Source organism: Intrasporangium sp. Soil_C_50 (assembly GCF_057656595.1).
In genome coordinates, this window is record NZ_JBDGKB010000013.1 from 90,023 (window position 1) to 116,388 (window position 26,366).

Here is a 26,366-nt window from a genome sequence, read left to right on the forward strand (position 1 = left end):
GCCCGCCGGTCGTCAACCGGCGCAGGCGACGCGCTTGTACAGGGTGTACGGGTCGACCGCGGCGACCTTCTGCCATGCCGGCGAGCTGGCGACGTGGTCGACACCGGTGAACTGCGCCAGGACGGACGGTCGCCCCCAGGAGAAGGGCTGACCACCGGTGATGGCCCACTCGACGTGCTGCCGTTGCGCGGCCGCGCACACTGCACGGTCGGTCCCGACGCTGTCGAGGTGCTTGGACAGCAGCCGGCGGTCTCCCGCGAAGTTCGTCTTCTCGGTCGGCACGAGGAGCTGGCGTCCGGACACGACGTAGAGGTACGTGGGGCCGTTCCACGGGTTGGCGGCCACCACGGCGTCGGCCGGGATCTGCGCGGAGAGCGCGCGCAGGGCGCGCAGCTCCTTCTGGCTGGCCCACGAGTCGGCCGTCTTCGGGTGGAAGTAGCGGTGCAGGATGTTCTGGTGGGCAGCCACGTAGCCACCACCCGTCGCGGCCAGGAACAGGCCCGCCACGGCGACCGGAGCAGCGACCCGCGCGACAGGGGCCCGGAACGTCCGGACGAGCACGTCCGACACCGCGACGAAGCCCGCGGTGGCGAGCAGGGCGGCGGGCAGGACGGCCACGGCCTGCAGCCGGACGGCGTTGTTGTACCAGGGCCACGTGAGGTACCGGGTCCAGGTCGCGTCGACGGCGACGTTGAGCCAGAACAGCGCCGTGAGGACGGCGAACGCAGCGACCACCCAGCGGGCCCCGCGGTGACGCCGGAGGACGACGACGATGCCGACCAGGACGACGAGGGCGAGCAGGATGAGTGGCTTCGTCGAGCGGGGCGCGAAGGCGAGGACGGCGTACCAGGCCTTCCCCGCGCTGGCCTCCGGTCCGGCGGCTCCGGTCGCGAACATCGACGGGCGCCGCACGACGATGGTGGCCGCGACGGCCAGTGCCAGTCCGAGGCCCGTCCCCAGGGCGATCCCCAGTGCGCGGCGCGGCCGGCTCGTCCGAAGGGCCCAGGCCGTCGCGACGGCCCGTCCGGCCACGCACAGGAGCGCGAAGAGGCAGAAGCTGACGAAGGCGTTGGGGTGAGCCATGACCAGGCCCGGGAGGGCGGCGACGAGGATGACCGCGGCCACCGGACGCGCCGCGACGACGTAGGGCGGACGCCCGCGGCTGCCGAGGACGGACACGAGGGCCAGGGTGGCGCCCGGAAGCAACGCACCGCCGAACAGGTTGGGCCAGAGCACACCGAAGCCCATGAGGAAGTAGGGGAAACCCGTGAAGGAGACGCTGGCCACCGGAGCGACCAGCGCGACGGGGACGCGTCGGCCGAAGAGGCTCAGGGCCAGACCCGCGACACCGAGCGGCCACACCAGAGCCGCCACGACGACGACCCAGACGGACGTCGCGACCGTGACCGAGACACCGGTGAACATCGAGATCGTCGCGGTGAACCCGTACATGGCCGCCGGGTAGAACCCGGTCCAGGTGTCGACGTTGAACTTGCCGGCCGACAGCGACGAGATGGTGCCGTGCTCGATCATCCACTGCGGAGCCGCCAGGTGGAAGATCGTGTCCGGGTGCTGGGGGAACAGCTCGGGTGAACGCACCTCGGGCAGCATGGACCAGAGGAAGACGACGAAGGCCACCGCCGTTCCGGCCAGCACGCTGAGCGTGACGCCGTGCGTGGCCCACAGCGCGCGAGGCCGCGGCGCCGTGGCCCTGGCGGGTCTCCGGCCGAGCCACGCCCAGACACCGGGAGGGCTCGCCACGTCCCTGGGCGCCGGCGTGCTGCGCCGTCGGTGCCAGGCGCCCACACCGGCGGCCACCAGCCACATGAGCACGACGCCGAGGGTGAGGGGCAGCGCGCCCCACCGCAGCCCCACCCAGGGCGCCACGATTCCCGTGACCCCGAGGCAGGAGGTCGACAGCAGGGGGCCCACCGCGAGCGACGCGACGGTGCGCAGGCCGAGCAGCAGGGCAGCCACCACGCCCGGGAGGAAGAGCAGCAGGGTGGCGACGAGGAATGCCGGCACGGCTTCCAACCACGACGTCGTGCCTGGGATCAGCAAGGCTCTCCAGCTTTCTCGGGGGCAGGACCGGAGGGCCCGGTCAGGACCGCAGCCTTCCGCCGCGTGTCGCGGCAGTCAGTGTAGTCAGGCTCCGGGACGGGCCTCGGTGACGCTCGAGCGTCGCAGCCGCGGGGCGGTCCACGGCCTCGTGGGATCCATCACGGCGGCCAGAGCGATGAACACCGGGACGTAGGCGAACACGTAGCGAGAGCGTCCCTGGAAGAGCAGCATGAAGGCGGCGATGCCGAGCACCGTCAGGGCGAGCACCAGGACCTCACGCCGGTATCGCGCCCTCACCAGGCCCGCCCCTGCCCACAGCAACAGGCCGAGCCACAGGCCGTTGGTCAACGACGCGCGAAGGCGGTACCACTGCCCGGACGGGTGCTGGAACGACTGGATCGCCGCCGCGACGGTGCCGTGCTCGAGCAGGCGACGTGCCTGGAAGTCGTACCCCTCGCCCCAGGCGAAGAACATGCTGTCGCCCCAGTTGAAGGCCTGTTTGCGCACCTCGAAGGCGATGACCCCTGCCGGCCCCATGGCGTCGAGCTGCTGCGTGAGGCGTCGCTGGGACCAGGCCTGCAGAGGAGCGCCGTCCAGGTGCATGGAGTCCCTGACCATCTGCGGGTTGTAGGCGCCGTAGTACGGCCGGCCCGAGATGCTCTTCGTCGTCGTCAGCCCGTTGGCCAGCCACCACGCGACCGGAGCCGTGCGACCTTCGGTGAGAGCGGTGCGCGACACGTGCGCCGTCGCGTCGGCAGTCGCTTGTCCACCGACGACGGTCACGGCGAAGACCGCCATCCCGGCCAGGCATCCCGCCGCGGCACGCGCCAGTCCCTGCCACGAGCGTCCGAGGGCCATGACCAGGAGAACCAGCACGAACGCGACCGCGAGCGTGGCGGGCGTGCTCTTGATGACGTAGGCGATCCCGGCCAACGCGAAGGCCGCCCCGAACGCGCCGACGCGTGAGCGTGGACTCCCGGCCCGGGTCCCGGCGACGGCCAGGGCCACGGAACCGGTGACGAAGGGCATGGCCGGGAAGTCGGTGTACGGCACCGCCATCCACGGCGAGCCGCCCACGAGGAGGAAGGTGACGGCTTGGGCGACGAAGGCCGCGGCCGTGCCGCGCAGGGAGCGCACGAGCGCGAACACGGTGAGCAGCACGACCGCGAGGCAGACCCCGTTCGCCACCATGTACGTCACGTACATGCCGGCGTCAGCGGGTCCGCCCAGCACCCGGGCCACGTTCATCATGGCGACGAGCGGGACGTTGTTCGGGTAGCGAGACAGATAGTCCTGGGCGTATGCGGTCAGCGTCCCGTCGGACGAGAGCTGCCGCGAGAAGCCCGTGACCACCCCCGCATCCCAGCCGTAGGTGTATCGCAGCGGGAGCGCCCCCAGCACCGCCACCGCGCCGCCGAGCACGCTCGTCGCCACGGCAGCGACCCAGACCATGCGTCCACGCCGCGTCGCCGTCCCGGACGTCCGCCGTGTCGGACCCGAAGGGCGTCGCGCGAGGAGGGTGACCCCGAGCGCGCCGGCCACGCTGGCCACGAGGCTCGCGACGACCCACCACTGGAGGTAGTCCACGTTCGCATCGTGCGGGCGGACCAGCACGAGCACGACCGTGAGAACCAGCACGACGCCGAGCAGGACGAGGATCGCCCGCCCTGTGACGGCCTCGGCGCGACGCGGCAGGTCGTCGCGGGACTCGTTCGACATGGGTGCAAGAGTGACATGGATCGCTCGCCGCCCCTGACCTGGGCCGGAAGGCGTGCCGGTCGCGATCTGGTTACGATGGTTGATCGTGCTCCCGCCGCGTGCGAGTCACGTCGACCCCCAAGGATCGGAGATCCACGCATGACCGAAGTGCGCGCCCGCGCGCCGCACCGCGGAGGCTCTGACCCCGCCACGGCCCGCACGCCCAGCACTGAGGTGCCTCCACTGCCTTCGGCGACCCGCCTCGACTCGCTGACCGGGCTGCGCTTCTTCGCCGCGTTCGCGGTCTTCGTCACGCACTTCGTCGGGTCCGGGGCCGGTGGCTACGGTCGGGTTCCGGCCATCTATCCGCAGAGCACGTACGGGGCGCACGGCGTCGCCTTCTTCTTCGTCCTGTCCGGCTTCGTCCTCACGTGGATGTGGAAGCCCGGCCAGTCCGCCGGACGCTTCTACTGGCGGCGGGTCGCGCGCATCCTGCCCCTGCACCTGGCCACGAGCATCGTGGCGATCTGGGTCTACTACGAGCCGATCACGCGCCAGACCTTCGAGCTCGGCCCGTACCTGACGAGCATCTTCCTGGTCCAGGCCTGGATCCCGCACCTGTCGCCGATGTTCCCGGGCAACGGGGTCTCGTGGACCTTGTCGTGCGAGGCCTTCTTCTACCTCTGCTTCCCGCTCATCGTGGCTGCGCTCGCACCACTGCGGCGACGCAAGCTCGTGCTGGTCGTCGGCGGGCTCGTGCTGCTCGCCCTGGGGTGGCGGGTCTACGCCGACCTCACGATGACCTCGTACCTGTCGTCGTGGTCGCTGCGCACGCCGGTGTTCCGAATCTGGGAGTTCGTCCTCGGCATCGTCCTGGCGCTGCTCCTGCGTCGCGGGACGGTCTTGCGGGGCTCGACACTGACCGTCGCGCTCCTGCTCGGAGCCTGGATGCTCGTGTACTTCAACCTCCGCCCGTACCTGCCCACCGTCTGGGCCGACGGGGTCGCCTACCTCGACCAGGTCGTCGCGCCGTTGCTCTTCGCGTGGGTGCTCGGAGTGGCAGCCAAGCGCGACCTGAGCGGGCGCCGGTCGTGGCTCGCCAGCAAGCCGATGGTGCTGCTGGGAGCTTGGTCGTTCGCGTTCTACCTCGTGCACTACTTCCCGCTGCGGCTGGCCACGATGGCCTTCGGCCCGCGACCGGCGAGCAACGCGAACCTCTTCGACCTCATCGGGATGGGCCTGGTGGCCACCGCACTCGCGGCGATCTGCTACTACCTCATCGAGCACCCTGCGGAGCGTCGGCTCAGGAATCTCTTCTCCCGCACGCCCCCGCGCTCGGACCGCGTCGAGTCCCAGATCGACGCCGCGGCCGAGGAGGCGGCCACCCGGCTGCGCTGACCGGGACCGACCGATGGGTCCTGCTACCGCAGGGTGCGCTGGATGAGGTCCTCCCACCGGTCGATGACCCGGTCACGGGCGTAGCGTTGCGTGGAGCGGATGCCGGCGGTGGCCATCCGCCCCACGAGTGCCTCGTCGGCCATGAGCTCGCGCAGCGCCGCGGCGAGCCCCGCGACATGGTTCTGCAGGACCAGCCGGCCGTCGACGCCGTCGGTGACGATGTCGGAGACCCCCGGGGCGCAGTCGTAGGCCACGGCAGGGACTCCACACGCCAGGGACTCGGCCAGCACCATCGGCAAGCCTTCGAAGAGGGACGACAGCATCGACAGGCGCGAGCCGAGAAGGACGCCCCTGACATCGTCGGTGGAGCCCATCAGCCGGGCGCTCGAGCCGATGCCGAGCTGGTCGATGAGGGTCTGCAGCCGTCCGCGCTCGGGGCCCTCGCCGTAGAGCTCGAAGGACCAGCCGGGAAAGTCGGCGCAGACCTGGGCCCAGGCCCGGAGGGCGTGGTCCAGCTGCTTGACCTCGTCATAGCGGGACAGTGCCACGACGCGCTTGGGACGTTGCGTCGGCGGCTCGGCCGGCTCCATCCAGAGCGGGTTCGGCATGGCGCCGGTGTTGTTGAAGTTGTGGCGCCGAAAGGCCTCGGCGTCGGTCTCGGTGAGCAGCAGGAACTTGTCGATCCGGCGGTAGGTCTTGCTCAGCCGGTCGAAGTCGGTGTTGGAACGTGCGCCCTCGTAGGACCAGTGATACTGCCCGATGATGCGGATGTCGTCCGTGATGAGGGTGTCGAGCCCGACCTCGGCCAGGTGCTCCATGGAGTACACCTGCATGCAGACGATGATCCCGCCGTGGTACCGGGCCACGGTGGTGCGGAGGTTGTCGACAGCCTCCTTGCGCATGGCCCTGCGCACGAGGGGCGGGTGAGGTCGCTCCCCGTCCGGTCGCTCCGCCCTGCCGGACATGAACCCGGTCGAGTAGCCCGACAGCGTCATCGTCGCTGACGGTCCCGCCGTGGGCCGGATGCCGCGCAGCGCGACGTCGTAGCCACGCTGGGCCAAGCCCGAGGCGAGCCCGTGGGCCACCCGCTCGACGCCGCCGAGGCCGTCGATGTGGTTGGCGAGAATGAGGACGGGTGGTTTCACGGTGCTTCCCCTGTGGAGTCCAGAAGTCGAGCCAGCGCGCGCGCCGACGCCGTTCCGTCCTCGACGCCACAGAAGCGCTCGAGGAAGTGCTCGTACTTGTCGGCGTAGAGCTCGAGGTCGGTGTCGGCGGACGCGAGGGCCGCGGCGAGGTCCTCGGTCGTCGACACGAAGCGTCCGGGCGCCTCCTCGACGAGGTCGAAGTAGGTGCCGCGCGTGGCGAGGTACTGCGCGTAGTCGTAGGCGTAGAAGATGATCGGCTTGCGCAGGAGCGCGAAGTCGAACATCACCGAGGAGTAGTCGGTGACGAGGACGTCGGCGGCCACGTACAGCACGTTGACGTCCTCCACGTCGGAGGCGTCGAGGGTCCGGTGCCGGGCGGCCGCGGGCACGTGGATCCGGTTGAGGTAGTGCGGTCTCAACAGCAGGTAGGTGTTGTCGTCGAAGGCCTCGAACAGTGCGCCGACATCGAACGGTGGACGGACCGCGACGCGCTGGTTGCGGTTGTCCTGCCGGAAGGTGGGGGCGTAGAGGATGACCCGCGCGTCCTGAGGCAGGTCGAGCCGCCGGCGGGCCTCGGCCCTGGTCAGGGACCCGTCCACGAGTGGGTCGTTGCGCGGTGTGCCGTAACGCACCTGCCCCCGGGTGTAGCGGTAGGCCGCGACGAACGTCTCCTCGAAGTACGAGTTGGGCACGACGAGCTCGTCCCACGCGCCGACCCCGCGGTCCGGCTGCTGCGGGGGCGGCGGTTTGCCCGGCTCGTCGTGGCCCATCTTCTTCAACGGAATCCCGTGCCACGTCTGGAGGTAACGCTGCCCCGGGCGCTTGCGCACGTATCCCGGGAAGGTCTGGTTGTCGACCCAGTAGGTCGCGCGGGCCAGGGCCCGGAGGTAGGCGGCGCTGCCCCGCTCGACGACCGTCACGTCGGGGTGTGGCGGCCGATGCCCCTGGGGCAGCACCCAGACCGCCTTGAGGTCGGGGCGCACCCGTCGCATCTGCTCGTACACGTACTTGGGGCTGTCGCCGAAGACCGTCCCCATGTTGGCCTCGAAGACGACGAGTCGGGGGTCGAGCGGCAGTCGGCGCATCGCGGCATAGGCGCGCCTGACAGCCGCCGTCCTGGCGGCCTCGATTCGCGGCGTGACCCGTTCGTGCACGACGGGCAGGACCCGTTTGCTGAGGCGGTTGGCGATCTTCCGGCGCACGCCCGGGGCCGACGTGACGGCCACGACGGTCGTCCCGCCCTGCCGGGGGCCGATCGTCGCGGTCTGACCGAGTCCGGCCGAGGCGACCACCGGCAGCGGGAGCGAGACCGGCTCGACGCCCGGGTGCCACAGCAGGGACGAGTGGATCACCTGGTCGCGCACGCGCAGTGCCACGCCCAGCTCCCATTCCACCGAGCCCGCGACCTCGAACATCTCGTGGCCCGCGGGCACGCACGCATTCCAGTGCACGCAGTCCGGACCCTGGGTCTCGATGGTCACCGCCGAGGTCCAGCGAGGGGCGTCCTCGCCGAGGATCTTCGCCTCGAGGGAGAGCTCCCAGTCGCCCTCCGCGCCCGTGAGCTTGTGCAAGGCGTCGAAGGTGCGTCCCCGGAGCGTGAGCGCTCGGCCGTGGCGCGAGGTCGCCATGACCTCGTGCAACAGGTGGAACGTGCCCACGGGAGCACCGGCGTACGGCGCGGTGTCCGCCACCAGGAAGGCGTTCTCGACGGCGTCTTCGGGGTAGCGCGGGTCGGGCCCGGGCTCGAGCTCGGTGTTGCTGAGGTACGTCGTGCCATCGTGCGTGCTCAGCCGTGCCGCGAAGACGTTGCGTCGGTCGAGCAGCATCACCTGTCGCAGGCCCACGAGGTCACGACGCATCGCCATGCCGCAGGCGGCCCGCAACGCCGTGTCGAGGGACTCGTACCGGTCACGGGGAATCGCACGCAGGTAGGGCTCACCCTCTTCGAGAATCTGCGCCGTGACCGTTCCGTCGCCGTCGATGACGTCGGCGAGGTAGAGGCGCATGTCGTTCTTGAGGAACTTGATGTCCTTGATGCGCTGGAGGTCCGGCGTGCCGTGCTCGGCGATGTAGTCATCGAGGCGTCGGTGTACCTCGAGCCGGTGGCGGAAGTTGTCGATCTGGTGGCGCTGCTGGGTGATGGAGCGGGTCTTGGCCGGCGGGAAGATGCGCCAGAGGTACACGTTCTCGGGGATGACGGCGATGCGTCGGGCCCGGTGGTAGGCCTTGAACGAGAAGAGCTGGTCCTCGTAGTGCACGTCCTCGGGGAAGTCGAGGCCGTGCTCGTCGAGGAAGGAGCGTCGGTACAGCTTGTTGACCGACAGCACGTCCTCGACCAGCTCCGGGCACTCGGCCAGTCCGCCGACGACGCGCCGCTCCTCGAACAGGCGCGGGTACCAGAGGGTCTGGCGTCCGGTGCCCATGTACTCGCGCCTGACCAGACCCATCGAGAAGTCGGCCTCGTTGTCCTCGAGAGCCTCCAGCAGGTTCTTGCAGGCGTGCCGCTCGAGACGGTCGTCGCTGTCGAGGAACATGAGGTACCGGCCCTGAGCGTGCTCCCTGCCGACGTTGCGGGGGCGACCGCAGCCGCCGGAGTTGGTGGGGAGCCGCACGTAGCGGACCCGCGGGTCCTCGGCCTGGAGCTGAGCAGCCACCTGCGGTGTGGAGTCGGTGGAGGCGTCATCGGCGATGACGACCTCGACATGGCGCAGGGTCTGTCGGAGCACGGAACGGACGGCGGTCGGCAGTCGCTTGGCGTCGTTGTAGACGATGACGACCACGCTCACATCCGGCGTCGACGTGAGTTGCGTCACCGGGGCGTCTCCTCGGGGGTCGGGAACTAGTGCCTTTCACCGTAGTCTGCTATCCCGCGGCGGCCGAATGACGTGCCCGTCGCCGAGGCCCCGTCGTCCCTCGTACCATTGACCGGCCCCGGCCGCGCCCCGGTGGGGGCCAGGACCCGTCCACCACCTGCGAGGAGCGCACTCACCCCATGGCTTCGCCACTGAGGCACGTCCAGAAGATCCGCAAGCTGGCGCGCAAGACCGCCAAGACGGTGCCTCACGAGCTGCGGGCCTGGTTCGTCCAGCTTCCGGTCGACCCCGACGTCGTCGTCTACGAGTCGTTCGGCGGCAACGGGATGCTGTGCAACCCCGAGGCCATCTTCCGCGCGCTGCTCGCCGACCCGCAGCAGCAGCACCTGACGCACGTCTGGGCGCTCGCCGACCTGTCCGCCTACGCCTCGACGGTGGCGGAGTTCGCCGATGACCCCCGCGTGCGCTTCGTGCGACGCGGCTCGCTGGCCTACCGCCGTGCCCTCGCCACGGCCGGCCTGCTCGTCAACAACGCGACCTTTCCGCCGTCATGGGGCAAGCGCCCGGAACAGGTGTACCTCAACACCTGGCACGGCACGCCCCTGAAGACCATGGGCTATGACGAGGCGCAGGGCGGCTTCGGGGCACGGAACGTGCTGCGCAACTTCATGATGGCCGACTACCTGCTCGCCACGAGCCCGTTCATGTCCGAGCGCATGTACGAGGACGCCTACCGCCTCGCCAACGTGGCTCCCGGCGAGCTCGTCGAGGTGGGCTATCCGCGCACGGACGTCCAGTTCGCCGGCGCGGAGGCGGCCGCCGCGGCGCGCAGTCGCCTCACGGCGGAAGGGGTCCGCGTGGGTCCCGACGACACGGTGGTGCTCGTGGCTCCCACCTGGAAGGGCAGCTCCTTCCACACGCCCTACGACGACACCGCGCAGCTGCTCGAGCTGGTCACCGAGCTCGACGCACTGCTGCCGGAGAGCCATCGGGTCCTGCTCAAGGTGCATCAGCAGGTGTACCGGCACGCCCTCGAGGAGCCGGGCCTGACGGGCCGGCTGGTGCCGAACCACGTGCCCACGAACGAGGTCCTCGCGACGACCGACGTGCTCGTGACGGACTACTCCAGCATCTTCTTCGACTTCCTCACCACCGGCCGGCCCATCGTGTTCCATGCCCCGGACCGCGACGAGTACGAGGGTTACCGGGGCGCCTACCTCGACCTCGCCGAGCTGCCGGGTCCGTTGACCGACACCGCCGCGGGTCTCGCCGACGTCGTGCGGGCCGTCGGCACCGGTGGTGAGCACGACCCGCACCGGACCCACGGCGAGGCTCGGGAGGCGGCCAGGTCGCGGTTCGCGCCGCTGGACGACGGCAACGCCACCCAACGAGTGCTCGACGTCGTCGTCCGCGGCCGACGGGAGGGCCACCGAGTGCGCAGCACCCGGTCCGACGGGCGCCGGACGCTGATGGTGTACCTCGGCGGAATGATGTCGAACGGCATCACCAGCTCGGCCCTCAACCTGCTGCGCACGATCGACCACGACGCCTGGGACGTCTCGGTCATCGTCCAGGAGAGCAAGCACCCCGACCGGGTTCACAACTTCGCGGCGATCGACCCCCGCGTGCGCCAGTTCTTCCGCAAGGGGAGCCCGGACCTCAGCAAGAGAGGGCTCGCGAACAGGCGCAAGATGATGCGTGGGCGCATCGCGGAGCTGCGGCCCTCCGTCGTCGATGCGATCGACGCCCAGCTGCGCCAGGAGTGGCGTCGGGCTGTGGGCGACGCGACCTTCGACCACGTCGTGGACTTCAGCGGGTACTCGCCGGCGTGGACGTTCCTGCTCGCCAACGCCCCCGCGGGCCAGCGGTCGGTGTGGCAGCACAACGACCTGCTCGCCGACCAGATGCGTGAGGTGCACGGCAAGCGTCCGCACGAGGCGAACCTCGCCGGCGTCTTCAGCAGCTACCGGCGCTTCGACCACCTCGTGTCGGTCTCCGATTCACTGCGCAGCATCAACGCCCGCAACCTGTCTCGGTTCGCCCCCGCCGAGCGCTTCGTGTCGGCGCGCAACACCATCGACGTCCAGCGCATCGTCACGGGCGCGGCAGAGCAGGCGGCCGACGGTACTCTCGACGCGCTCGCCCCGGTGCAGGAGGGCGAGGAGCCCTACGTCTTCGTGACCGTCGGCCGGCTGTCGCCGGAGAAGAACCAGTACCGCCTGCTGGAGGCGTTCGCACTGGCGCACGACAAGCACCCGCGGGCCCGGCTCGTCGTCATCGGAGACGGACCTCTGCGCGTCGGGCTGGAGTCAGCGGCGCGACGGCTGGGCCTCGACGGTGCGGTCGTCTTCACCGGGCTCCAGCGCAACCCGTGGGGGATCATGGCGCGTTGTTCGTGCTTCGTCCTCTCGAGCGACTACGAGGGACAGCCCATGGTGGTGCTCGAGGCGCGGACGCTCGGTCTCAGCATCGTGTCGACGGCCTTCGACTCGGTGGCCTCTGCGCTGGAGCCCGGCGCGGGGCTGGTCGTGGACCGGTCGGTCGACGCCCTGGCCGCCGGCATGACGGCTGCTCTCGAGGGGGCCGTCGGGGTGGCGCCCTTCGACCCCGTCCAGTACAACGCCGCGGTCATCGCGGAGTTCGAACGGGCCATCGGCGCGCCGTGAACGCGCCCCGTCGGCCCGCGGGTCCGGCTCACTCGGCAGGACGTGAGTGTCACCGGCTGCGCAGGATACCGTTGGCCTCGCTCGACACCGGTTCGACGCCGGTCCCCGGTGTCGGACAACCACCCTTCCACGCCGCGGTCAACGCGGCCGCTCGATGAGTCAGGACGGTACGTGACACTCGACATCACGAGGCAGGCACGGGGCCTCATGAGGCGCCGGCAGCTGCTCTGGACCCTGGTGCGACGCGACCTCCACGTCCGCTACGCCAGCAGCCCCATCGGGTACCTCTGGACGATCATCGACCCGCTCGCGATGGCGGCCATCTACTTCGTCGTCTTCACGGTCATCTTCAAGTCGCGGAGCGTGGGCTACCAGCCCTACGTGCTCTTCATCCTCATCGGTGTCCTCGCCTGGCAGTGGTTCCAGCTCAGCGTCACCGAGACCGCCCGCGCGCTCATCGCCGAGTCCCGGCTCGTCCGCTCGACGAACATGCCCCGTGAGCTGTGGGTGGTGCGGGTCGTGCTCGCCAAGGGCATCGAGTTCGTGCTGTCCCTGCCGGTGCTCGCCGGGTTCGCGCTGTTCTTCGCCGCGACGGGGCAGGCGCACATCAACCACAAGCTGATCTGGTTCCCCGTGGGCCTGGTGCTGCAGTTCCTGCTCCAGGTGGGTCTCGGTCTCATCCTCGCGCCGATCACCGTGCTGTTCACCGACACCTCGCGCATCGTGCGGATCCTGCTGCGCATGGGCTTCTACGCCACCCCGATCATCTACGGCGTCCACGCCGCCCCCAAGGCGATGCAGTCGATCCTCATCTGGAACCCGATGAGCGGCGTGCTCGAGGCCTACCGGGCCGGCTTCTTCCCGGCCGAGCTGAACCACCAGGCGATCCTGCTCTCGGCCGTCGTGTCCGTCGTGCTGCTCGTCGTCGGGTCCTACATCTTCACGCGGCTCGAACCCGCGGTCCTCAAGGAGATCTGAGATGAAGACCGTTATCGAGGCCCGCGATCTGGGCATCGAGTTCTACCGCAGCCGCCGGCGCAAGAGGTCGGTGCGCGAGATCGTCTTCAAGGGGCACTCCGGTGCTCCGGCCGACACCTTCTGGGCGCTCAAGGACGTCACCTTCAGCGTCCACGCGGGAGAGGCCGTCGGCGTCATCGGCGGCAACGGTGGCGGCAAGAGCACGCTGCTGAAGATGATCGCCGGCGTCCTCATCCCCGACACAGGGTCGGTACGGGTCCGCGGAGGGGTCGCCCCCCTCATCGAGCTGACGGGCGGGTTCCTCGGCGAGCTGACCGCACGCGACAACATCTACCTCGCGGCCGGCCTGCACGGCCTGTCGAAGCGCCAGATCGACGAGCGGTACGACGAGATCGTCGACTTCGCCGGCCCCCAGGTGGCCAAGGGCATGAACATGCCCTTCCGCCACTTCTCCTCGGGCATGCAGGTGCGTCTCGCGTTCGCGCTCATCACCACGCTCGACCAGCCGATCGTCCTCGTCGACGAGGTGCTCGCCGTCGGCGACCGGGCCTTCCGCGAGAAGTGCTACGAGCGGATGGAGACCATGCTGTCCGGCGGCAAGACCCTGTTCCTCGTCTCCCACAGCGAGCACGACCTCAACCGGTTCGCGGAGCGCGGCCTCTACCTGCGCCAGGGCGAGCTCGTCGGCGACGGTCCCGTCGAGGAGGTCCTGGAGCAGTACAACGCGGACGCGGACGCGGGCGCGTGAGGCTCGACGAGCCTCTGCTCGTCGGCGATGCTCGTGCGCGCTCGGTCGCGGGTCGCTCGGCCGGCGCCGACACCCTGGTCCTCGGGGTCGACCCCGCCGCCGACCTGCTCGAGACCCTCGGTGAGCTGGGCCTGTCCCCGGCCCGCCCCGACACCCCGACGCACGCCGTGCAGGACGTCATCGCCGCCGTCGCGGCGGTGGCGGCGGCCTCGGACAGCCGCCCGCTCGTGCTGGCGGCCCCGGACGTGCGCGTGAGCCCGGTCGCGCTCCTCGACGTGCTCGATGCGCCTCGCGACGCGACCCTCCTGCCCACCGTCGACGCGCCCCTTTCCGACCTGTGCGGGGCGGGGGAGGCGCGCGGACCCGGCGACGGCGGGTTCCGTCCGGTCCGCGTCGACCGGCACACGCGGCTCGTCGTCTCGGCCGGGTCGGCCGCGCACCTCGTCTCGGCACCCACCGCCTACGCCGCCGGCGTCCTGCGGGTCGCTGCCGCCGACCGCGCCGCCCTCGCCGACGCCCTGGTGGCCGCGGCGACGAGCCCGGCGGCCCGGGAGCCCGGGGCATCGGCATTCGACCTCGCCGTCGTCGCCGTCGTTCGGGCCGCCGTCGTGCCCGTCGTGGCCGTGCCCCTCGCGCACGTCACCGTCGAGCGCGGCCACGAGCTGCGTCGCGGGGCGCCGGGCTCGAGTTGGCAGCAGCGGCTCCGCGCGGCCTCGCGCGGCAACGACGGCGTCTTCTCGACGCACGCGATCCGGCCGCTCTCGCGCCGTCTCACCGCGGTGGGGCTGCGCCACGGCTGGTCCCCGAACGTCGTCACGGCCGTCAGCCTCGCGCTCGGGCTCGCGGCCTGTGCCCTGACCTCGGTCGACTCCCGGTGGACGTGGCTGCTCGCGGCGGTGCTGCTGCAGGCCTCGCTCGTCGTCGACTGCGTCGACGGCGAGATCGCCCGGTTCACCCGGCGCTACAGCGCGCTCGGCGGCTGGCTCGACGCCGTGAGCGACCGCGTCAAGGAGTTCACCATGGTCGCGGCGGTCGCCTGGGTCGCGGTCCGCCGGGGCGAGGACCTCTGGTGGCTGGCGGTGCTCGTCCTCGCCGTGCTGGCGGTCCGCCACGTCGAGGACTTCGCCTACTCGACGCGCCAGCGTGCGTCCGCTGCCGAGCCCCGACAGCCGCACCCGCTCGAGGATCGCCGCGACGGCGGCCCGGACACCGCCCGCACGACGGTCGCGGGGCCGCCGACAGGGCGGGCCCGCGTCGTCCGCGACGTCAAGCAGGTGCTGCACCTGCCCATCGCCGAGCGCTACCTCGTCATGTCGGTCGGCCTGCTCCTCTTCAGCCCGGCGGGGCTGCTCTGGGCCCTCGGCGTCGCCTCGGTGATCGCGCTCGGGTGGACCCAGGCCGGGCGCCTGCTGCGGGCGCTCACGCGTCGCGACGGCTTCCGCCCCGACCGGCCGGACCCCATGCTTGCCCACCTGGCCGACCTCGCTGTGGCGCCACGGCCCACCGGGCGCGGCCGGCTCGCCTGGCAGGTGCCCGCCCTGCTCGTCGCGGTCGAGACAGCAGCGCTCCTGCTCGCGGCCGGCGGCGACCCCGCCCCCCGGGCCGCCGCGTACGCGTGGCTCGCCGTCGTGTGCTGGCACCTCTACGACAACGTCTACCGGCTGCGCGAGACCGGCTCGGGCAGCCCGAGTGCCCTGGTGCGGGCCACGCTCGGAGTCGAGGGACGCGTCGTGCTCCTCGGCGTCGTCGGCGGCCTGAGCGACCACCCCGCGCCCTTCCTGGTCGCCGGCGCCATCGTGCTCGCGGTGCTCTTCGGCGGCGAGTCCGCCCGGGCCTGGCGCCGGCAGCTCGGCGGCACACGGCAGGATGGTCCCTCATGACCTTCGCCCACGACCCGGCCGACGACCGGCCGAGCATCGAGCAGCTCAAGGCCGTCGCGCAGCCGCCCGAGCACATCGCGCGGTACAACGCCGAGCACTGGGCCGGGGCGCTCTACATCCGCCACCTGTCGATCTACGTGACGCGGTGGCTGCTGCCGACGCACATCACGCCGAACGGCGTCACCTGGCTCATGATCGTCGTCGGCGTGGCGGGCGCCTTCGCCATCCCGTTCGGCGGGGTCTGGGGCCCGGTCGTGGCCGTCCTCGCCATGCAGCTGCAGATCCTGCTCGACTGCTCCGACGGCGAGGTCGCCCGCTGGCGCCAGCGCTTCTCGCCGGCCGGCATCTACCTCGACCGCATCGGCCACTACGTCACCGAGGCCTCGATCCCGGTGGCCATCGGCCTGCGGGCCGACGGCTGGAGCCTCTCGGCGCCCGGCGACGTCGGCGGCTGGACCGTGCTCGGACTGCTCGTCGCTCTGGGCGTCATGCTCAACAAGGCCTTCACCGACCTCGTCCACGTGGCCCGCGCCAAGACCGGACGCCCGTGGCTCGAGGACGTCGCGACGACGGCCCGGCCCAAGGCGTCGGGCATGGCCGCGCTGCGTCGCGCCTTCGACTACCTGCCGATCTTCCGGGCGTTCGTCGCCGTCGAGGCCTCGATCCTCGCGCTCGTGGCCGCCGTCGTCGACGCGGTGCACGGGGACCTGCTCGGCACCCAGGTGCTCGTCGTCGTCATGGTGCCGCTCGTCGTGGTCACCGCCGGCGGCCACCTGCTCGGCGTCCTGTCCAGCTCGCGGCTCGACTGAGGGCGGGCATGACGCGGCACCCGGCGACCGACCGACCCGTCTTCCAGTGGGCGCAGGAGCACGGTGAGGTCGGCGGCGTCCGCACGAGCCACCACCAGCTGACCGCGACGCTGCGCAGCGAGGGCATCGAGGTCGTGTACGTCGACACCGGGTCGGCGAAGCGCGCCCTGCGAGCCCTACCCGGGCTGCGCCGGCGCGCTCTGCACCTGCTGCACCTGACGCGCCTCTGGCGGGCCATGGTCCTCGCGCCGGCCTTCGCGCTGCTGCGCGGGCGCACCGTCCTCGTCCTGCACTCGGGGTCGACGAGCAGCCAGGTGGCCCGGATGCCGTGGTGGCGGCGCCGCGCGCTCGCCCTCGCGCTGCACGCCTACGACGAGATCTGGGCCGTCAACGACGAGATCGGCGCCATCCTGCCCGAACGGCTGCGCTCGCGGGTCACGGTCGTCACGCCGTTCGACGCATCGGCGGCGCCGGTGCCGAGCCCGTTCCCGCGCGACCCGCACGCCCTCGCGCTCGCCACCAACGCCGGGCTCGCGCACTACAACGCCGACCTCGGCGTCGACGCCGTCGAGCTGGTCCGCCGGTCGTGGCCCGACGCGACGCTCACCGTCCTCGCCTACGGCCACGACACCGAGGCGGTGCAGGCGCTGCGTGACCGGGCGACGGGGGAGCCGTGGCTCACGGTCGCCTTCGACAGCCCACCACCGGACGTCAGCGCGGTGCTGTCGCGCGTCGGCACCTTCCTGCGCCCGACGAGCTGGGACGGCGACTCCGTCATCGTCCGAGAGGCCCTCGCGGCGGGCGCCAGGGTCGTCGCGAGCGACACCGCACCGCGCCCGGCCGGCGTCGTGCTGACGCCCCTCACCGCGTCCGACCTCGCCCGCGCCGTCGTCGAGGGCGGCGCAGTCAGCGATGGGGCCAGTCTCGCGAGCACCACGCTCGCGGAGGCCGCTCGCCGCAGCCTGGCGCGCTGAGCAGACCACCGGCTGGGGCCGCGACGGTGTGTTCGTGAGCCGGCGTGGCCGGCCGGTACCCTCGCTCGTGACCGTCCGACGCCAGAGCCCAGCCGGCCACCCAGGCCACCGAGGAGCACCGTGAACCAGCGCACCGTCATCACGTTCGGAACTTTCGACGTCTTCCACGTCGGGCACGTCCGGGTCCTGCAGCGCGCGGCGGAGCTCGGCGACCGACTCGTCGTGGGGGTGTCGGCCGACGCGCTCAACATCGCCAAGAAGGGTCGGGCACCCGTCTTCACCCAGGAGGAGCGGCTCGAGATCGTCGCCGCTCTCAAGGTCGTCGACGCGGTCTTCGTGGAGGAGTCGCTCGAGCAGAAGAAGGACTACATCCTCGAGCACGGGGCCGACGTCCTCGTCATGGGCGACGACTGGCAGGGCAAGTTCGACTGGGTCAGCGACGTGTGCGAGGTCGTCTACCTCCCGCGCACGCCGTCGGTGTCGACCACCGGCCTGATCGAGCACATCGCGGCGCTCGGCTAAGCCTGCCTCACTGACCCCAGCGACCGCCGAAGGTCAGCGTGCCCGCGGTCAGCGGCGAAGCCAGCTTCGCCGACTCGACGACGCGGTAGACGAGCATCCTCCCGTCGGACGCGCGCCGGGCGACGATGTCGTCGCGGCCGTCGCCGGTGACGTCCCCGATGCCGCGGACCGCCGTCATCGTCGACCAGTTCGAGCCGTCGATGACCCGACCCGTCCGGTACGCGCCGGTCCCGGTGCCGGACCAGAGGACGAGGGCGCCGTCCGAGGCGCGTACGCCCAGCAGGTCGACGCGACCGTCGCCGTCGAAGTCGCCCGTCGTGATCTGCGCCAGGGTCTGCCAACCGGTCCCGACCCGTCCGGCCGAGCGCAGGGCGCCCGTCCCGTTGCCGGCCCAGAGCAGCAGCTCGCCGCTCGTCTGGCGCGTCAGCACGTCCGTGTACCCGTCGCCGTTCCAGTCACCGACGCCGATGACGAGGTTGACCGCCGTCCAGCCGTGGGCAATGGCACGGCGTCCGGCGTCGAGGCCGCGCGATCCGAGTCCGGGGTAGAGCCAAGCGGTCCCGTCGGTCCCGACGGCCACGACGTCGCCGAGCGAGTCCTGGTCGAGCGCCCCGACCGCGGCGACCGTCTTCATCCCCTTCGTCGCGGTGGTCGAGATCGTCGTGGGGCTGAAGGACAGCTTCCCGCTGTAGCGCAGCGCGAGCAGACCACCGTTGGAGGGGATCACGGCATCGGGGAGACGGTCACCCGTGACGTCGCGCGGGGAGAAGGACGCAGACCGCTCGGGCGCGGTCGTGACGGTCCACCACGTGCTGCGCAGACCGGTCGCGGTGCGGAAGGCGTCGCCCGAGACCGTGACACTGCCGCGGGTGCCCGACACGACGACCGACGCGACCCGGCCACCCCAGGTGCCGGTGCCGCCACCCCCGGTGCGGGAGACGATGGTCAGGTAGGTGGGCGTGCCGATGCTCGGGTAGGCGCTCCTCAGCCTGGCGGTGTCGACCGATGTCGTCCACTGGTTCGGGTTGGAGCTCGAGGCCACGGCGCCGTCGTAGGGGTCGTTCTTGGCGACGAGGTAGGGCTGGGACCCGGCGACGGTCCGGCCGCCGTTGGAGGCGCTGAAGTGCGTGAGCGCCGGCTTCTTGACGTAGGTCAGGATCGTGCCGGCCGTCGCGCTGACGGCCGCGGTGGACCTGGCGTCGCTCCAGGTGCGTTTCAGGGCGCCGGCGGCGGTGTAGTCGGCGGCGCCGTTGTACACCTGGCAGGTCACGTCGCACGTGTCGTAGGCCCGGGTCGTGGCGCCGGCGCGCTGGTAGGCCGCGAAGCTGCGGGCCGCGACGGCCTGCGAGCGCAGTGCGGCCGCGGGCCAGCTTGCCGGCATCTCCGCGGGGACGACGCTGCGCAGGTAGGTCTCCGTGGGCACGACGTTGACGGCGAGCGGACGACCCGCGGACGGGAGGGTCCGGATGGTGCCTGGGTAGTCACGCAAGGTGCCCGAGGGCAGGACCGTGCGGATCGGCGTCGCGCCGCGGCTGAAGGTGAAGACCCGGGTGGAGCTGCGCCACGTCGAGCTCGACACCCACGTCGTGCCGGAGAGGAACTGCAGGGTCTGGGTGCTGCCGGAGACGACAACACGCCAGTGCGCGCTCGCGAGCCTGGCCGATCGCACGCCGTCGCTGACGACGAGCCCGTTCTGCGGTGCGAGCCGGACCGAGCTCGTCCCGAGGGCCGAGAGCCAGACGCGCACGCTCGGGTTGCCCTGAGCTGCGGGCGTCGTGCCCGGGTAGTAGAAGGCCGCGATCTGCTGCCAGCTCAGGCCGCGGGTCGCCGCTCCGTAGGCGCCCCACTGCGAGAGCCCGACGCCGTGGCCGTAGCCGCGCCCGGACAGCGCAACAGAACCCGTGCCCGGGACCGCGAACACCTGCCGGGCCGACTGCGCGGCGAGCGTGCGCCACTGGCCGGCCCGCCAGATCGCGCCGGCGTTGCTGCGGATGCCGGGCACCTGCGCGTAGGCCCGGTTCCCGGGGCACTCGGTGAGGCTGAGGTCACGATGACCCATGAGTCTCGGCTCGGTCACCCTGACGCCGGCCTTGTAGCGGGAGGAGCCGGCCGAGGTGAGCGTGACGGAGGCGGACGGGTCGAAGTGGGACCGGTCGGCCTCCCAGGCGGCCACGCGGGTCACGGTCGAGGTGGCCGCCGAGCTCAGTGGCACCGACGTGAAGTCGCCGATGACCGAGATGCCGGTCGTCTCTGCGTTGAAGCCGCCCACCTGCGCCCCCATGACGAAGGCGCTCAGGCTGCCCTTGCGTCCCTCGTAGGCGCGGCCGAAGCGGTCGACGAGCACCTGGTAGCCGAGGTCGCACCAGCCGCGGCTCTTGACGTGGAAGGCGTACATCGAGCGGATGAGCGCCGGCACCTGGTCGGCCGAGTACGTGTTCGAGTTGACGGTGTGGTGCACGACGACGGCCTTGAAACCACCGAGGCGCTCGCCGTCGCACGTGCGGATGCTCTCGTCGGCGCCCCACTGGGCGCGGGTGATGAACGTCGGCCGGGAGACCGCCGCGACGGCCGAGCCCGCGGGCGGGTCGATCGAGGCGTCGGCGGGGGAGTCGCCGCCGTCGACGAGGCTGGCGCGCAGCCCGCTCGGCACCGTGCCGTCGGGCGTGGTGACGCGGATGTCCGCAGCGTCGGAGTCGGCGGCCGCGAGCGGCGCCGTGCCGGGCCGTGCGCGTCGCGCGTCGGCCGAGCCGGGGTCCGGAGCGTCGTCCTCCTCCATGTCGAGGCCGACCCAGCCGCTCCAGCCCGCGACGCCGTGGGTGCGCACCTCGACGCGGGTGCCGGCGGGGGGCGTGCGGTCGAAGGTGACGCCGGCGACGTCGAAGTCGATCCCGTCGACGCGGGTGGCAGCGACGACGGGGTCGCCGGTGCTGTCCGTGGAGCCTTGTGGCGCAACGCTGTCGGGCGCCGAGCTGTTGGGCGGGCTCGCCTGGGGGGCGGCGGCCCTGGCCCGGGCGGGAGCGCCCGATCCGGCCACGGCGGGGATGCCGACCTCGCGGACCGTGGGCGCGACCGGCCGGGGTTTGGCCCCGGAGGTCATCGTCGGGGCGACGACGAAGGTGGCGGTCAGCACGGTCACGGCGACGGTGGTGGGGACAAGGCGCATCGCTGGACTCCTGGGGATGGGCGGCAGACCCATTGAGTCCCAGATGTCCCATCCACCACAGTCTGCGAAGGTGATCGTTATCGTCCCGTGACCGCCGGATCGTCCCGTTTTGGTAAAGGCCCGTTCGGCCGGCGCGAGCCGTGGGACGCCGACGGCGCGACACCTCGTGGAGGTGTCGCGCCGTCGGCGGTGTCGGTGGACTCAGCCGTGCGTCGGGGCCGGCTGGAGGTCGACGGTGAGCTCGGGCTCGGTCTTCTCGCGGACCTCGTCCTCGGTGACGCCGGGGGCGAGCTCGCGCAGCACGAGCCCGGACTCGGTGACGTCGAGAACGGCGAGGTCGGTGATGATCCGCTGCACGACGCCGCGACCCGTGTACGGCAGTGAGCACTCCTTGACGATCTTGTACGAGCCGTCCTTGGCGTTGTGCTCCATGAGGACGATGACCTTCTTGGCGCCGTGGACGAGGTCCATCGCGCCGCCCATGCCCTTGACCATCTTGCCGGGGATCATCCAGTTGGCGATGTCGCCGCCCTCGGACACCTGCATGGCGCCGAGGATCGCGGCGTCGACCTTGCCGCCGCGGATCATCCCGAAGCTCGTCGCCGAGTCGAAGAACGCCGCACCCTTGCGCAGGGTCACGGTCTCCTTGCCGGCGTTGATGAGGTCGGCGTCCTCCTCGCCGTCGAACGGGTAGGCGCCGACGCCGAGGATGCCGTTCTCGGACTGCAGGACGATCTCGACGTCGTCGGGCACGTAGTTGGGCACGAGCGTCGGCAGGCCGATGCCGAGGTTGACGTAGGCGCCGTCGGACAGCTCCGCCGCGGCGCGGGCCGCCATCTGCTCACGCGTCAGTGCCATCTCAGGCCTCCTGCTGGTCGGGGCGGGGACGTACGGTGCGGCGCTCGATGCGCTTGGTGGCGGCCTGCTCGCCCGTGAGCGGCAGGACCCGCTGGACGAAGATCCCGGGCAGGTGGATCTGGTCAGGGTCGAGCTCACCGGGCTCGACGAGCTCCTCGACCTCGGCCACGGTGACGCGGCCGGCCATGGCGCACAGCGGGTTGAAGTTGCGCGCCGACTCGTTGAAGACGAGGTTGCCGTGCCGGTCACCCTTCGCGGCGCGGACGAGCCCGAAGTCGGTCGTGATGGCCTGCTCGAGCACGAAGGTCTTGCGCTCGCCCATCCACTCGAACTCCTGGGTCTGCTTCGGCGGCGAGGCGACGGCCACGGCTCCGGCGTCGTCGTAGCGCCACGGCAGGCCACCCTCCGCGATCTGCGTGCCGACGCCGGTCATCGTGAAGAAGGCGGCGATGCCGGAGCCGCCGGCGCGCAGGCGCTCGGCCAGGGTTCCCTGCGGCGTCAGCTCGACCTCGAGCTCGCCGGACAGGTACTGCCGCTCGAACTCCTTGTTCTCGCCGACGTACGAGCTGACCATGCGACGGATGCGCTTGTCGCGCAGCAGGATGCCCAGGCCCCAGTCGTCGACGCCGCAGTTGTTCGAGACGGCCTCGAGATCGGTGACGCCGGCGTCGTGGATGGCCGCGATGAGCACGGAGGGGATGCCGCAGAGGCCGAAACCGCCGACGGACAGCGACATGCCGTCACTGATCCCGGCGATGGCCTCCTGGGGGGTGGAGACGACTTTGTCCATGGCCGGACTCTATCCGCGTCCCGGGCCGGTGCGGCCGTGGGGTCGACCCACACGGCGGGCCCATGAGGTGGGGCCGGCGCACGTGCGTCGGCCGGCCGTCCGCGTTCGGCGCGCGACGAATTCCAGGTCTGTAATTCGCCCGAGCCGGTTGTGATGGGTGTGACCCGAGTGAATGAATGGTGCTGAAGAGACCGAGGAGGACCACCATGACGACGCACGCCACCGCGCCCCGCGCCCATGCGGGCGTCGCCCGCGTCGAGGTCGACACCGCGTACACGGCGTACAAGGACCTGACGCTCGGACTCGGCATGCGAGGCGCCGTCGTCCGCGTACTCCAGCGGGCCCTCGGCGGCGTGCCCGTCGACGGCGTCTTCGGGGCCGTGACCCGCGACCGCGTCACGGCGCTCCAGCGCTCCCACGCCCTCGAGCAGACCGGCGTCGTGACCCCGGAGCTGTGGGACGTCCTCGAGGCTCGCGACTTCCCCTTCGTCGGGAGCCGTTCGACGGTGCTGCGCGTCGGCGACCGGGGGCCTCAGGTGACCGCCGTCCAGCGGCTTCTCGGCGTCCCCGCCACCGGCGTCTTCGACCTCGCCACTCGTGAGGCGGTCAAAACCGTCCAGGCGCGGGCCGGGCTGGCCAGCACGGGCGTCGTCGCCTCCCGCACGTGGACACTCTTCGACCGGCTCTCGGCCTGACCGCGGGCGTGACGCTCAGGCGCCGGCACCGGCGTCGACGGTGACGCCCTCGGACGCGTGGCGCGCCGCTGCGGTGGCCCCCACGGGCCCACGCTCGAGCACGACCGAGCCGTCGGCGGCCCACGCGGAAAGGCAGCATCGCAGGACGGCATCGAGCGACCCGCGCAGGGCGACCCGTGGCTGCGTGCCCCACGCCTCGTCGGCCACGACGACCTCGCCGTAGGTGAGCGAGGTCGACGCCGTCGCGAGCGCGACGTCGGAGGGCTCCGGGTCGGCGAGCGGCACGAAGACGTCTCCGTGCGTGGACAGCTCGCGCGCCTCGTCGACGGCGGCCGGTGCGTCGGCGGCCTGCGGGTGGCTGCGGGCCAGGGCCGGCAGCGAGACGAGCACGGCGTCGGCGCCGTGGGCGACCGCGGCCTCCACGTCCGCCGTCACGAGCACGTCTGCCCCCGTCGCGGCCCCGCCGACGACGACCTCGGCCCCGACCGACCACGCCGCGAGCGCCCAGTAGACGGCCCGCCAGTGCGCCGGCAGGTCGAGGCCCACCGTGGTGCCCGGTTCGGCGGAGAGGTCGTCCTGCAGGAGGTTGGCGGCCTTGGCGACCCAGTTGGTCAGCACCCGCGCGGACAGCTCGATGCGCTCGCCCGCGGTCGGCCCGGGCTCGTCGTCGTACCAGGTGAGGCGCGGGCGCGTCGCGTCCGCCGAGAAGAGCCGGGCGAGCACCTCTGCGGGCAGCAGCGGGGCAGCGGTGTGGGTCGTCATGCGCAGCGGCCTCAGCTGTTCTTGGCGCCCTGGACCGTGGTGCCCGGCGGGGGCTCGGTCAGGGGATCGTCGTCCCTGAGCGCCTTGAAGAGCGCCTTGGCCTTCTCGGTGTCCCACTTGACCGCGAGCGACCCACCCGGCGTGCGGTAGGCGAGGTCGGAGGTCGGGACGCTGAGCGAGAGGCCCTGGTCGGCGCTCACGGCACGCATCGCCTGGAGCACGCGGTAGGCGTCCATGAGGCCGGTCTGCTCGCCGACGGCCAGGCCGGCGGCCGACGCGTCGGCCGTCTGCTTGTACCGCCAGGGGATGAGCACGGTGGCCGGGGTGGCGGCCTTCTTCATGAGGGCGCCGAGGAACTGGCGCTGGCGGGCGGCGCGGCCGATGTCGCCCATCGGGTCCTCGTAGCGGGACCGGACGTAGCCGAGGGCGTTGCCGCCGTCGAGGTTCTGGCAACCCTTCTTGAGGTCGATGCCGGCCTTCTTGTCCTTCATGTCGCGGGGGACGCACAGCGTGACGCCGTCGACGGCGTCGACGAGGTTGGCGAAGCCGCCGAAGCCGATCTCGAGGTAGCCGTCGACGTGCACGCCGGTGACGTCCTCGACCGTCTGGGTGAGCAGCTTGGGGCCGCCGATGGAGAACGCGGCGTTGATCTTGTTCGAGCCGTGGCCGGGGATCGGCACGTAGGAGTCGCGCGGCAGCGACACCATGACCGGCTTGCCGCCGCTGTCGGAGACGTGCACGAGCATGATCGTGTCGGTGCGCTGGCCCTCGGCGTTGCCGGTGGCGTACTTCTTCTTCTGCGCCCTGGTCAGCCCGGCGCGGCTGTCGGAGCCGACGAGGAGGTAGTTGTACCCCGAGGTGTCGACGGGGCGCTCGCCGGACGGGATGTTGTCGACGCGGGCGACGTTGTTCCACGCCTGCACCGGCACCCAGACGAGGAAGGCGACCCACGCCAGCACGAGCAGGCCGACGACGAGCAGCACCACACGGCCCTTGCGCACCCGACGCCCGGGCTCCCGGGGGGTGCGCTCGCGCGGCGCCGTGGGGGCGGACGGGGACGGACGACGCCCGCGGGTGTCGACGACGTAGTCGTCGTCGTACCGGTCGGGCGCACCCTGGGCACCGGCTGACGCGCTCGGGAGCGCACCGCCGTCGGGTCGCTTGACGCGTCGTCGCGTGTCGACGACGTAGGCGTCGTCGTCGTGCGGACGCCGACGGCCGCGATCAGTCGACATCGGCAACCCTGGAGGTGGTGTGGGCGCGGTCGTGGGCCGTCATGCCGCCATCTTCCACGCCCTCACTCGCCGTCGCCGTACCTGCCGGCGCGACAGGATCTCCCACGGCCGACACCGGATGCGGTCCCAGCGGGGAGGGCGCCTCGTCGAGTGCGATGCGCCGTGCAAGACGGGTGTAGCGCACCTCCATCGAGCGGAAGCGCTTGAAGGTCGTCACGACGAAGCCGAGGAACGCGATGACGAGGCCGTACAGGATCAGGTCGGCGCCACGTCCGATGCCGAGGGACTTCGCAATCCGCGTCCAGAAGTCCGGGAACAGGATGGTCCACACCGCGAACGTCGCGAAGAGCAGGAGCCCGAGTCGGCGAACCGCCTGGGCCTTCTGCCCGTAGCTGACGAGCAGCCGCCACGAGATGGCGAGCACCCCGACGACGAGGAGGACCTGGATCAACAGCTGCCTCATCGCCAGATCAGCTCCGCCAAGATGTTGACGGCGTTCCAGACGGACTGCCCCTTCGCGCGGGAGTAGTCGGTGTAGAGGATGTGCACGGGTTCCTCCGCGTAGGTGACGGGCCGGCCCTGGAAGCGCATGGAGCCGATCTGCGCGACGATCTCGGAGGCGTGCGCCATCCGGTTCTGCGTGATGTCGAGCCGCTCGACGACGTCCCGGCGCAGGACCCGCAGGCCGTTGTGCGCATCGGTCAGGCGGGTGCCCGTGGTCCAGTTCGTGTAGGCGACGGCGGCACGCAGGACGAGTCTCTTGACCATGGAGGGCTTGGTGCGTTCGTCGAGGAACCGCGAGCCGAAGACGACGTTGAGGCCGTCCGCCCGAGCCCGCTCCACCATGGTCTCCACGTCGTGCACCTGGTGCTGGCCGTCAGCGTCGTAGGTGACGACGTAGCGCATGGCCGGATCACTCAGGGCGAAGTCGAAACCGGTCTGCAGAGCCGCCCCCTGCCCGAGGTTGACCGGGTGGCGCACGACCCATGCCCCGGCGTCCTCCGCGACTCCGGCCGACTCGTCGCGTGAGCCGTCGTCGACGCACACGATCTTGGGGAACACCGAGAGGGCCTCGTCGACCACTCCTGCGATGACGCTGGCCTCGTTGTAAAGCGGCACCACGAGCCACACGTCCTCGTTCTGCATGGACCCCAGCCTAGCGACGAGCCAC

General features: G+C 71.5%; 20 protein-coding genes. 9 read left to right on the top strand and 11 right to left on the bottom strand.

The window, feature by feature from the left end; translation table 11 throughout:
* Window positions 1-12 precede the first annotated feature (12 nt).
* Both AC3A5R_RS19445 and AC3A5R_RS19450 read right to left on the bottom strand, forming a co-directional pair.
* Window positions 13-2,025 (bottom strand): DUF6541 family protein, encoded by a 2,013-nt coding sequence (locus tag AC3A5R_RS19445; protein WP_487622420.1) that lies wholly within the window; start codon window positions 2,023-2,025, stop codon window positions 13-15.
* A gap of 120 nt (window positions 2,026-2,145) precedes the next feature.
* Window positions 2,146-3,780, bottom strand: coding sequence for a hypothetical protein (locus AC3A5R_RS19450; protein WP_487622421.1), 1,635 nt, complete (start codon window positions 3,778-3,780; stop codon window positions 2,146-2,148).
* Window positions 3,781-3,918: 138 nt separating this feature from the next.
* Here AC3A5R_RS19450 and AC3A5R_RS19455 point away from each other — a divergent pair, with 138 nt between their 5' ends.
* Entirely contained in the window at window positions 3,919-5,157 is a 1,239-nt protein-coding gene (locus AC3A5R_RS19455; RefSeq protein WP_487622422.1) for an acyltransferase family protein, read from the top strand.
* 23 nt (window positions 5,158-5,180) lie between these two features.
* On the opposite strand, the gene AC3A5R_RS19460 is transcribed toward AC3A5R_RS19455, so the two are convergent.
* Window positions 5,181-6,302 carry a glycosyltransferase gene (locus AC3A5R_RS19460; protein WP_487622423.1) on the bottom strand — a complete coding sequence of 374 codons (1,122 nt, stop codon included), beginning with the start codon at window positions 6,300-6,302 and terminating at the stop codon, window positions 5,181-5,183.
* On the bottom strand, window positions 6,299-9,115 hold the full coding sequence (locus AC3A5R_RS19465) for a bifunctional glycosyltransferase/CDP-glycerol:glycerophosphate glycerophosphotransferase (protein WP_487622424.1): 2,817 nt from the start codon (window positions 9,113-9,115) through the stop codon (window positions 6,299-6,301). Before AC3A5R_RS19465 ends, AC3A5R_RS19460 begins: the two co-directional genes overlap by 4 nt.
* A gap of 179 nt (window positions 9,116-9,294) precedes the next feature.
* Here AC3A5R_RS19465 and AC3A5R_RS19470 point away from each other — a divergent pair, with 179 nt between their 5' ends.
* The 7 genes from AC3A5R_RS19470 to AC3A5R_RS19500 all read left to right on the top strand — a co-directional run bounded on the left by AC3A5R_RS19470 (window position 9,295) and on the right by AC3A5R_RS19500 (window position 17,692).
* Window positions 9,295-11,781: a CDP-glycerol glycerophosphotransferase family protein gene (locus tag AC3A5R_RS19470; protein ID WP_487622425.1), complete on the top strand. Its 2,487-nt coding sequence runs from the start codon at window positions 9,295-9,297 to the stop codon at window positions 11,779-11,781.
* Between the two features lie 171 nt (window positions 11,782-11,952).
* Window positions 11,953-12,759 (top strand): ABC transporter permease, encoded by an 807-nt coding sequence (locus AC3A5R_RS19475; RefSeq protein ID WP_487622426.1) that lies wholly within the window; start codon window positions 11,953-11,955, stop codon window positions 12,757-12,759.
* Between the two features lies 1 nt (window position 12,760).
* Complete coding sequence (locus tag AC3A5R_RS19480) at window positions 12,761-13,507, top strand: ABC transporter ATP-binding protein (protein WP_487622427.1); 747 nt, start codon at window positions 12,761-12,763, stop codon at window positions 13,505-13,507.
* The gene (locus AC3A5R_RS19485; protein ID WP_487622428.1) at window positions 13,504-15,387 is read left to right on the top strand and encodes a DUF5941 domain-containing protein; all 1,884 of its coding nucleotides are present in this window, start codon (window positions 13,504-13,506) and stop codon (window positions 15,385-15,387) included. The genes AC3A5R_RS19480 and AC3A5R_RS19485 overlap by 4 nt, the downstream gene beginning before the upstream one ends.
* On the top strand, window positions 15,384-16,196 hold the full coding sequence (locus AC3A5R_RS19490) for a CDP-alcohol phosphatidyltransferase family protein (protein WP_487622429.1): 813 nt from the start codon (window positions 15,384-15,386) through the stop codon (window positions 16,194-16,196). The genes AC3A5R_RS19485 and AC3A5R_RS19490 overlap by 4 nt, the downstream gene beginning before the upstream one ends.
* An 8-nt stretch (window positions 16,197-16,204) precedes the next feature.
* Window positions 16,205-17,170, top strand: a complete 966-nt coding sequence (locus tag AC3A5R_RS19495; RefSeq protein ID WP_487622430.1) for a glycosyltransferase family protein — start codon at window positions 16,205-16,207, stop codon at window positions 17,168-17,170.
* A gap of 120 nt (window positions 17,171-17,290) precedes the next feature.
* Window positions 17,291-17,692, top strand: a complete 402-nt coding sequence (locus AC3A5R_RS19500; RefSeq protein WP_487622431.1) for an FAD synthase family protein — start codon at window positions 17,291-17,293, stop codon at window positions 17,690-17,692.
* Between the two features lie 7 nt (window positions 17,693-17,699).
* Here AC3A5R_RS19500 and AC3A5R_RS19505 read toward each other — a convergent pair whose 3' ends face one another.
* From AC3A5R_RS19505 to AC3A5R_RS19515, 3 genes are all read right to left on the bottom strand, one after another.
* A complete protein-coding gene (locus AC3A5R_RS19505; protein ID WP_487622432.1) occupies window positions 17,700-20,855 on the bottom strand; it encodes a SpoIID/LytB domain-containing protein in 3,156 nt (1,051 codons plus the stop codon).
* 201 nt (window positions 20,856-21,056) lie between these two features.
* Complete coding sequence (locus tag AC3A5R_RS19510; RefSeq protein ID WP_487622433.1) at window positions 21,057-21,713, bottom strand: CoA transferase subunit B; 657 nt, start codon at window positions 21,711-21,713, stop codon at window positions 21,057-21,059.
* 1 nt (window position 21,714) lies between these two features.
* On the bottom strand, window positions 21,715-22,503 hold the full coding sequence (locus tag AC3A5R_RS19515; RefSeq protein ID WP_487622434.1) for a CoA transferase subunit A: 789 nt from the start codon (window positions 22,501-22,503) through the stop codon (window positions 21,715-21,717).
* 206 nt (window positions 22,504-22,709) lie between these two features.
* On the opposite strand from AC3A5R_RS19515, the gene AC3A5R_RS19520 reads away from it, so the two are divergent.
* Window positions 22,710-23,198: a peptidoglycan-binding domain-containing protein gene (locus tag AC3A5R_RS19520; RefSeq protein ID WP_487622435.1), complete on the top strand. Its 489-nt coding sequence runs from the start codon at window positions 22,710-22,712 to the stop codon at window positions 23,196-23,198.
* Between the two features lie 15 nt (window positions 23,199-23,213).
* Here the strand turns inward: AC3A5R_RS19520 and AC3A5R_RS19525 are convergent, their stop codons facing one another.
* Genes AC3A5R_RS19525 through AC3A5R_RS19540 form a run of 4 tightly spaced genes read right to left on the bottom strand, consistent with a single transcriptional unit; the run spans window position 23,214 to window position 26,341 of the window.
* Entirely contained in the window at window positions 23,214-23,960 is a 747-nt protein-coding gene (locus AC3A5R_RS19525) for a TIGR03089 family protein (RefSeq protein WP_487622436.1), read from the bottom strand.
* A gap of 11 nt (window positions 23,961-23,971) precedes the next feature.
* A complete protein-coding gene (locus AC3A5R_RS19530; RefSeq protein ID WP_487622437.1) occupies window positions 23,972-25,195 on the bottom strand; it encodes an LCP family protein in 1,224 nt (407 codons plus the stop codon).
* The gene (locus AC3A5R_RS19535; RefSeq protein ID WP_487622438.1) at window positions 25,185-25,658 is read right to left on the bottom strand and encodes a DUF2304 family protein; all 474 of its coding nucleotides are present in this window, start codon (window positions 25,656-25,658) and stop codon (window positions 25,185-25,187) included. The genes AC3A5R_RS19530 and AC3A5R_RS19535 overlap by 11 nt, the downstream gene beginning before the upstream one ends.
* Window positions 25,655-26,341: a glycosyltransferase family 2 protein gene (locus tag AC3A5R_RS19540; RefSeq protein WP_487622439.1), complete on the bottom strand. Its 687-nt coding sequence runs from the start codon at window positions 26,339-26,341 to the stop codon at window positions 25,655-25,657. The genes AC3A5R_RS19535 and AC3A5R_RS19540 overlap by 4 nt, the downstream gene beginning before the upstream one ends.
* Between the last annotated feature and the right edge of the window lie 25 nt (window positions 26,342-26,366).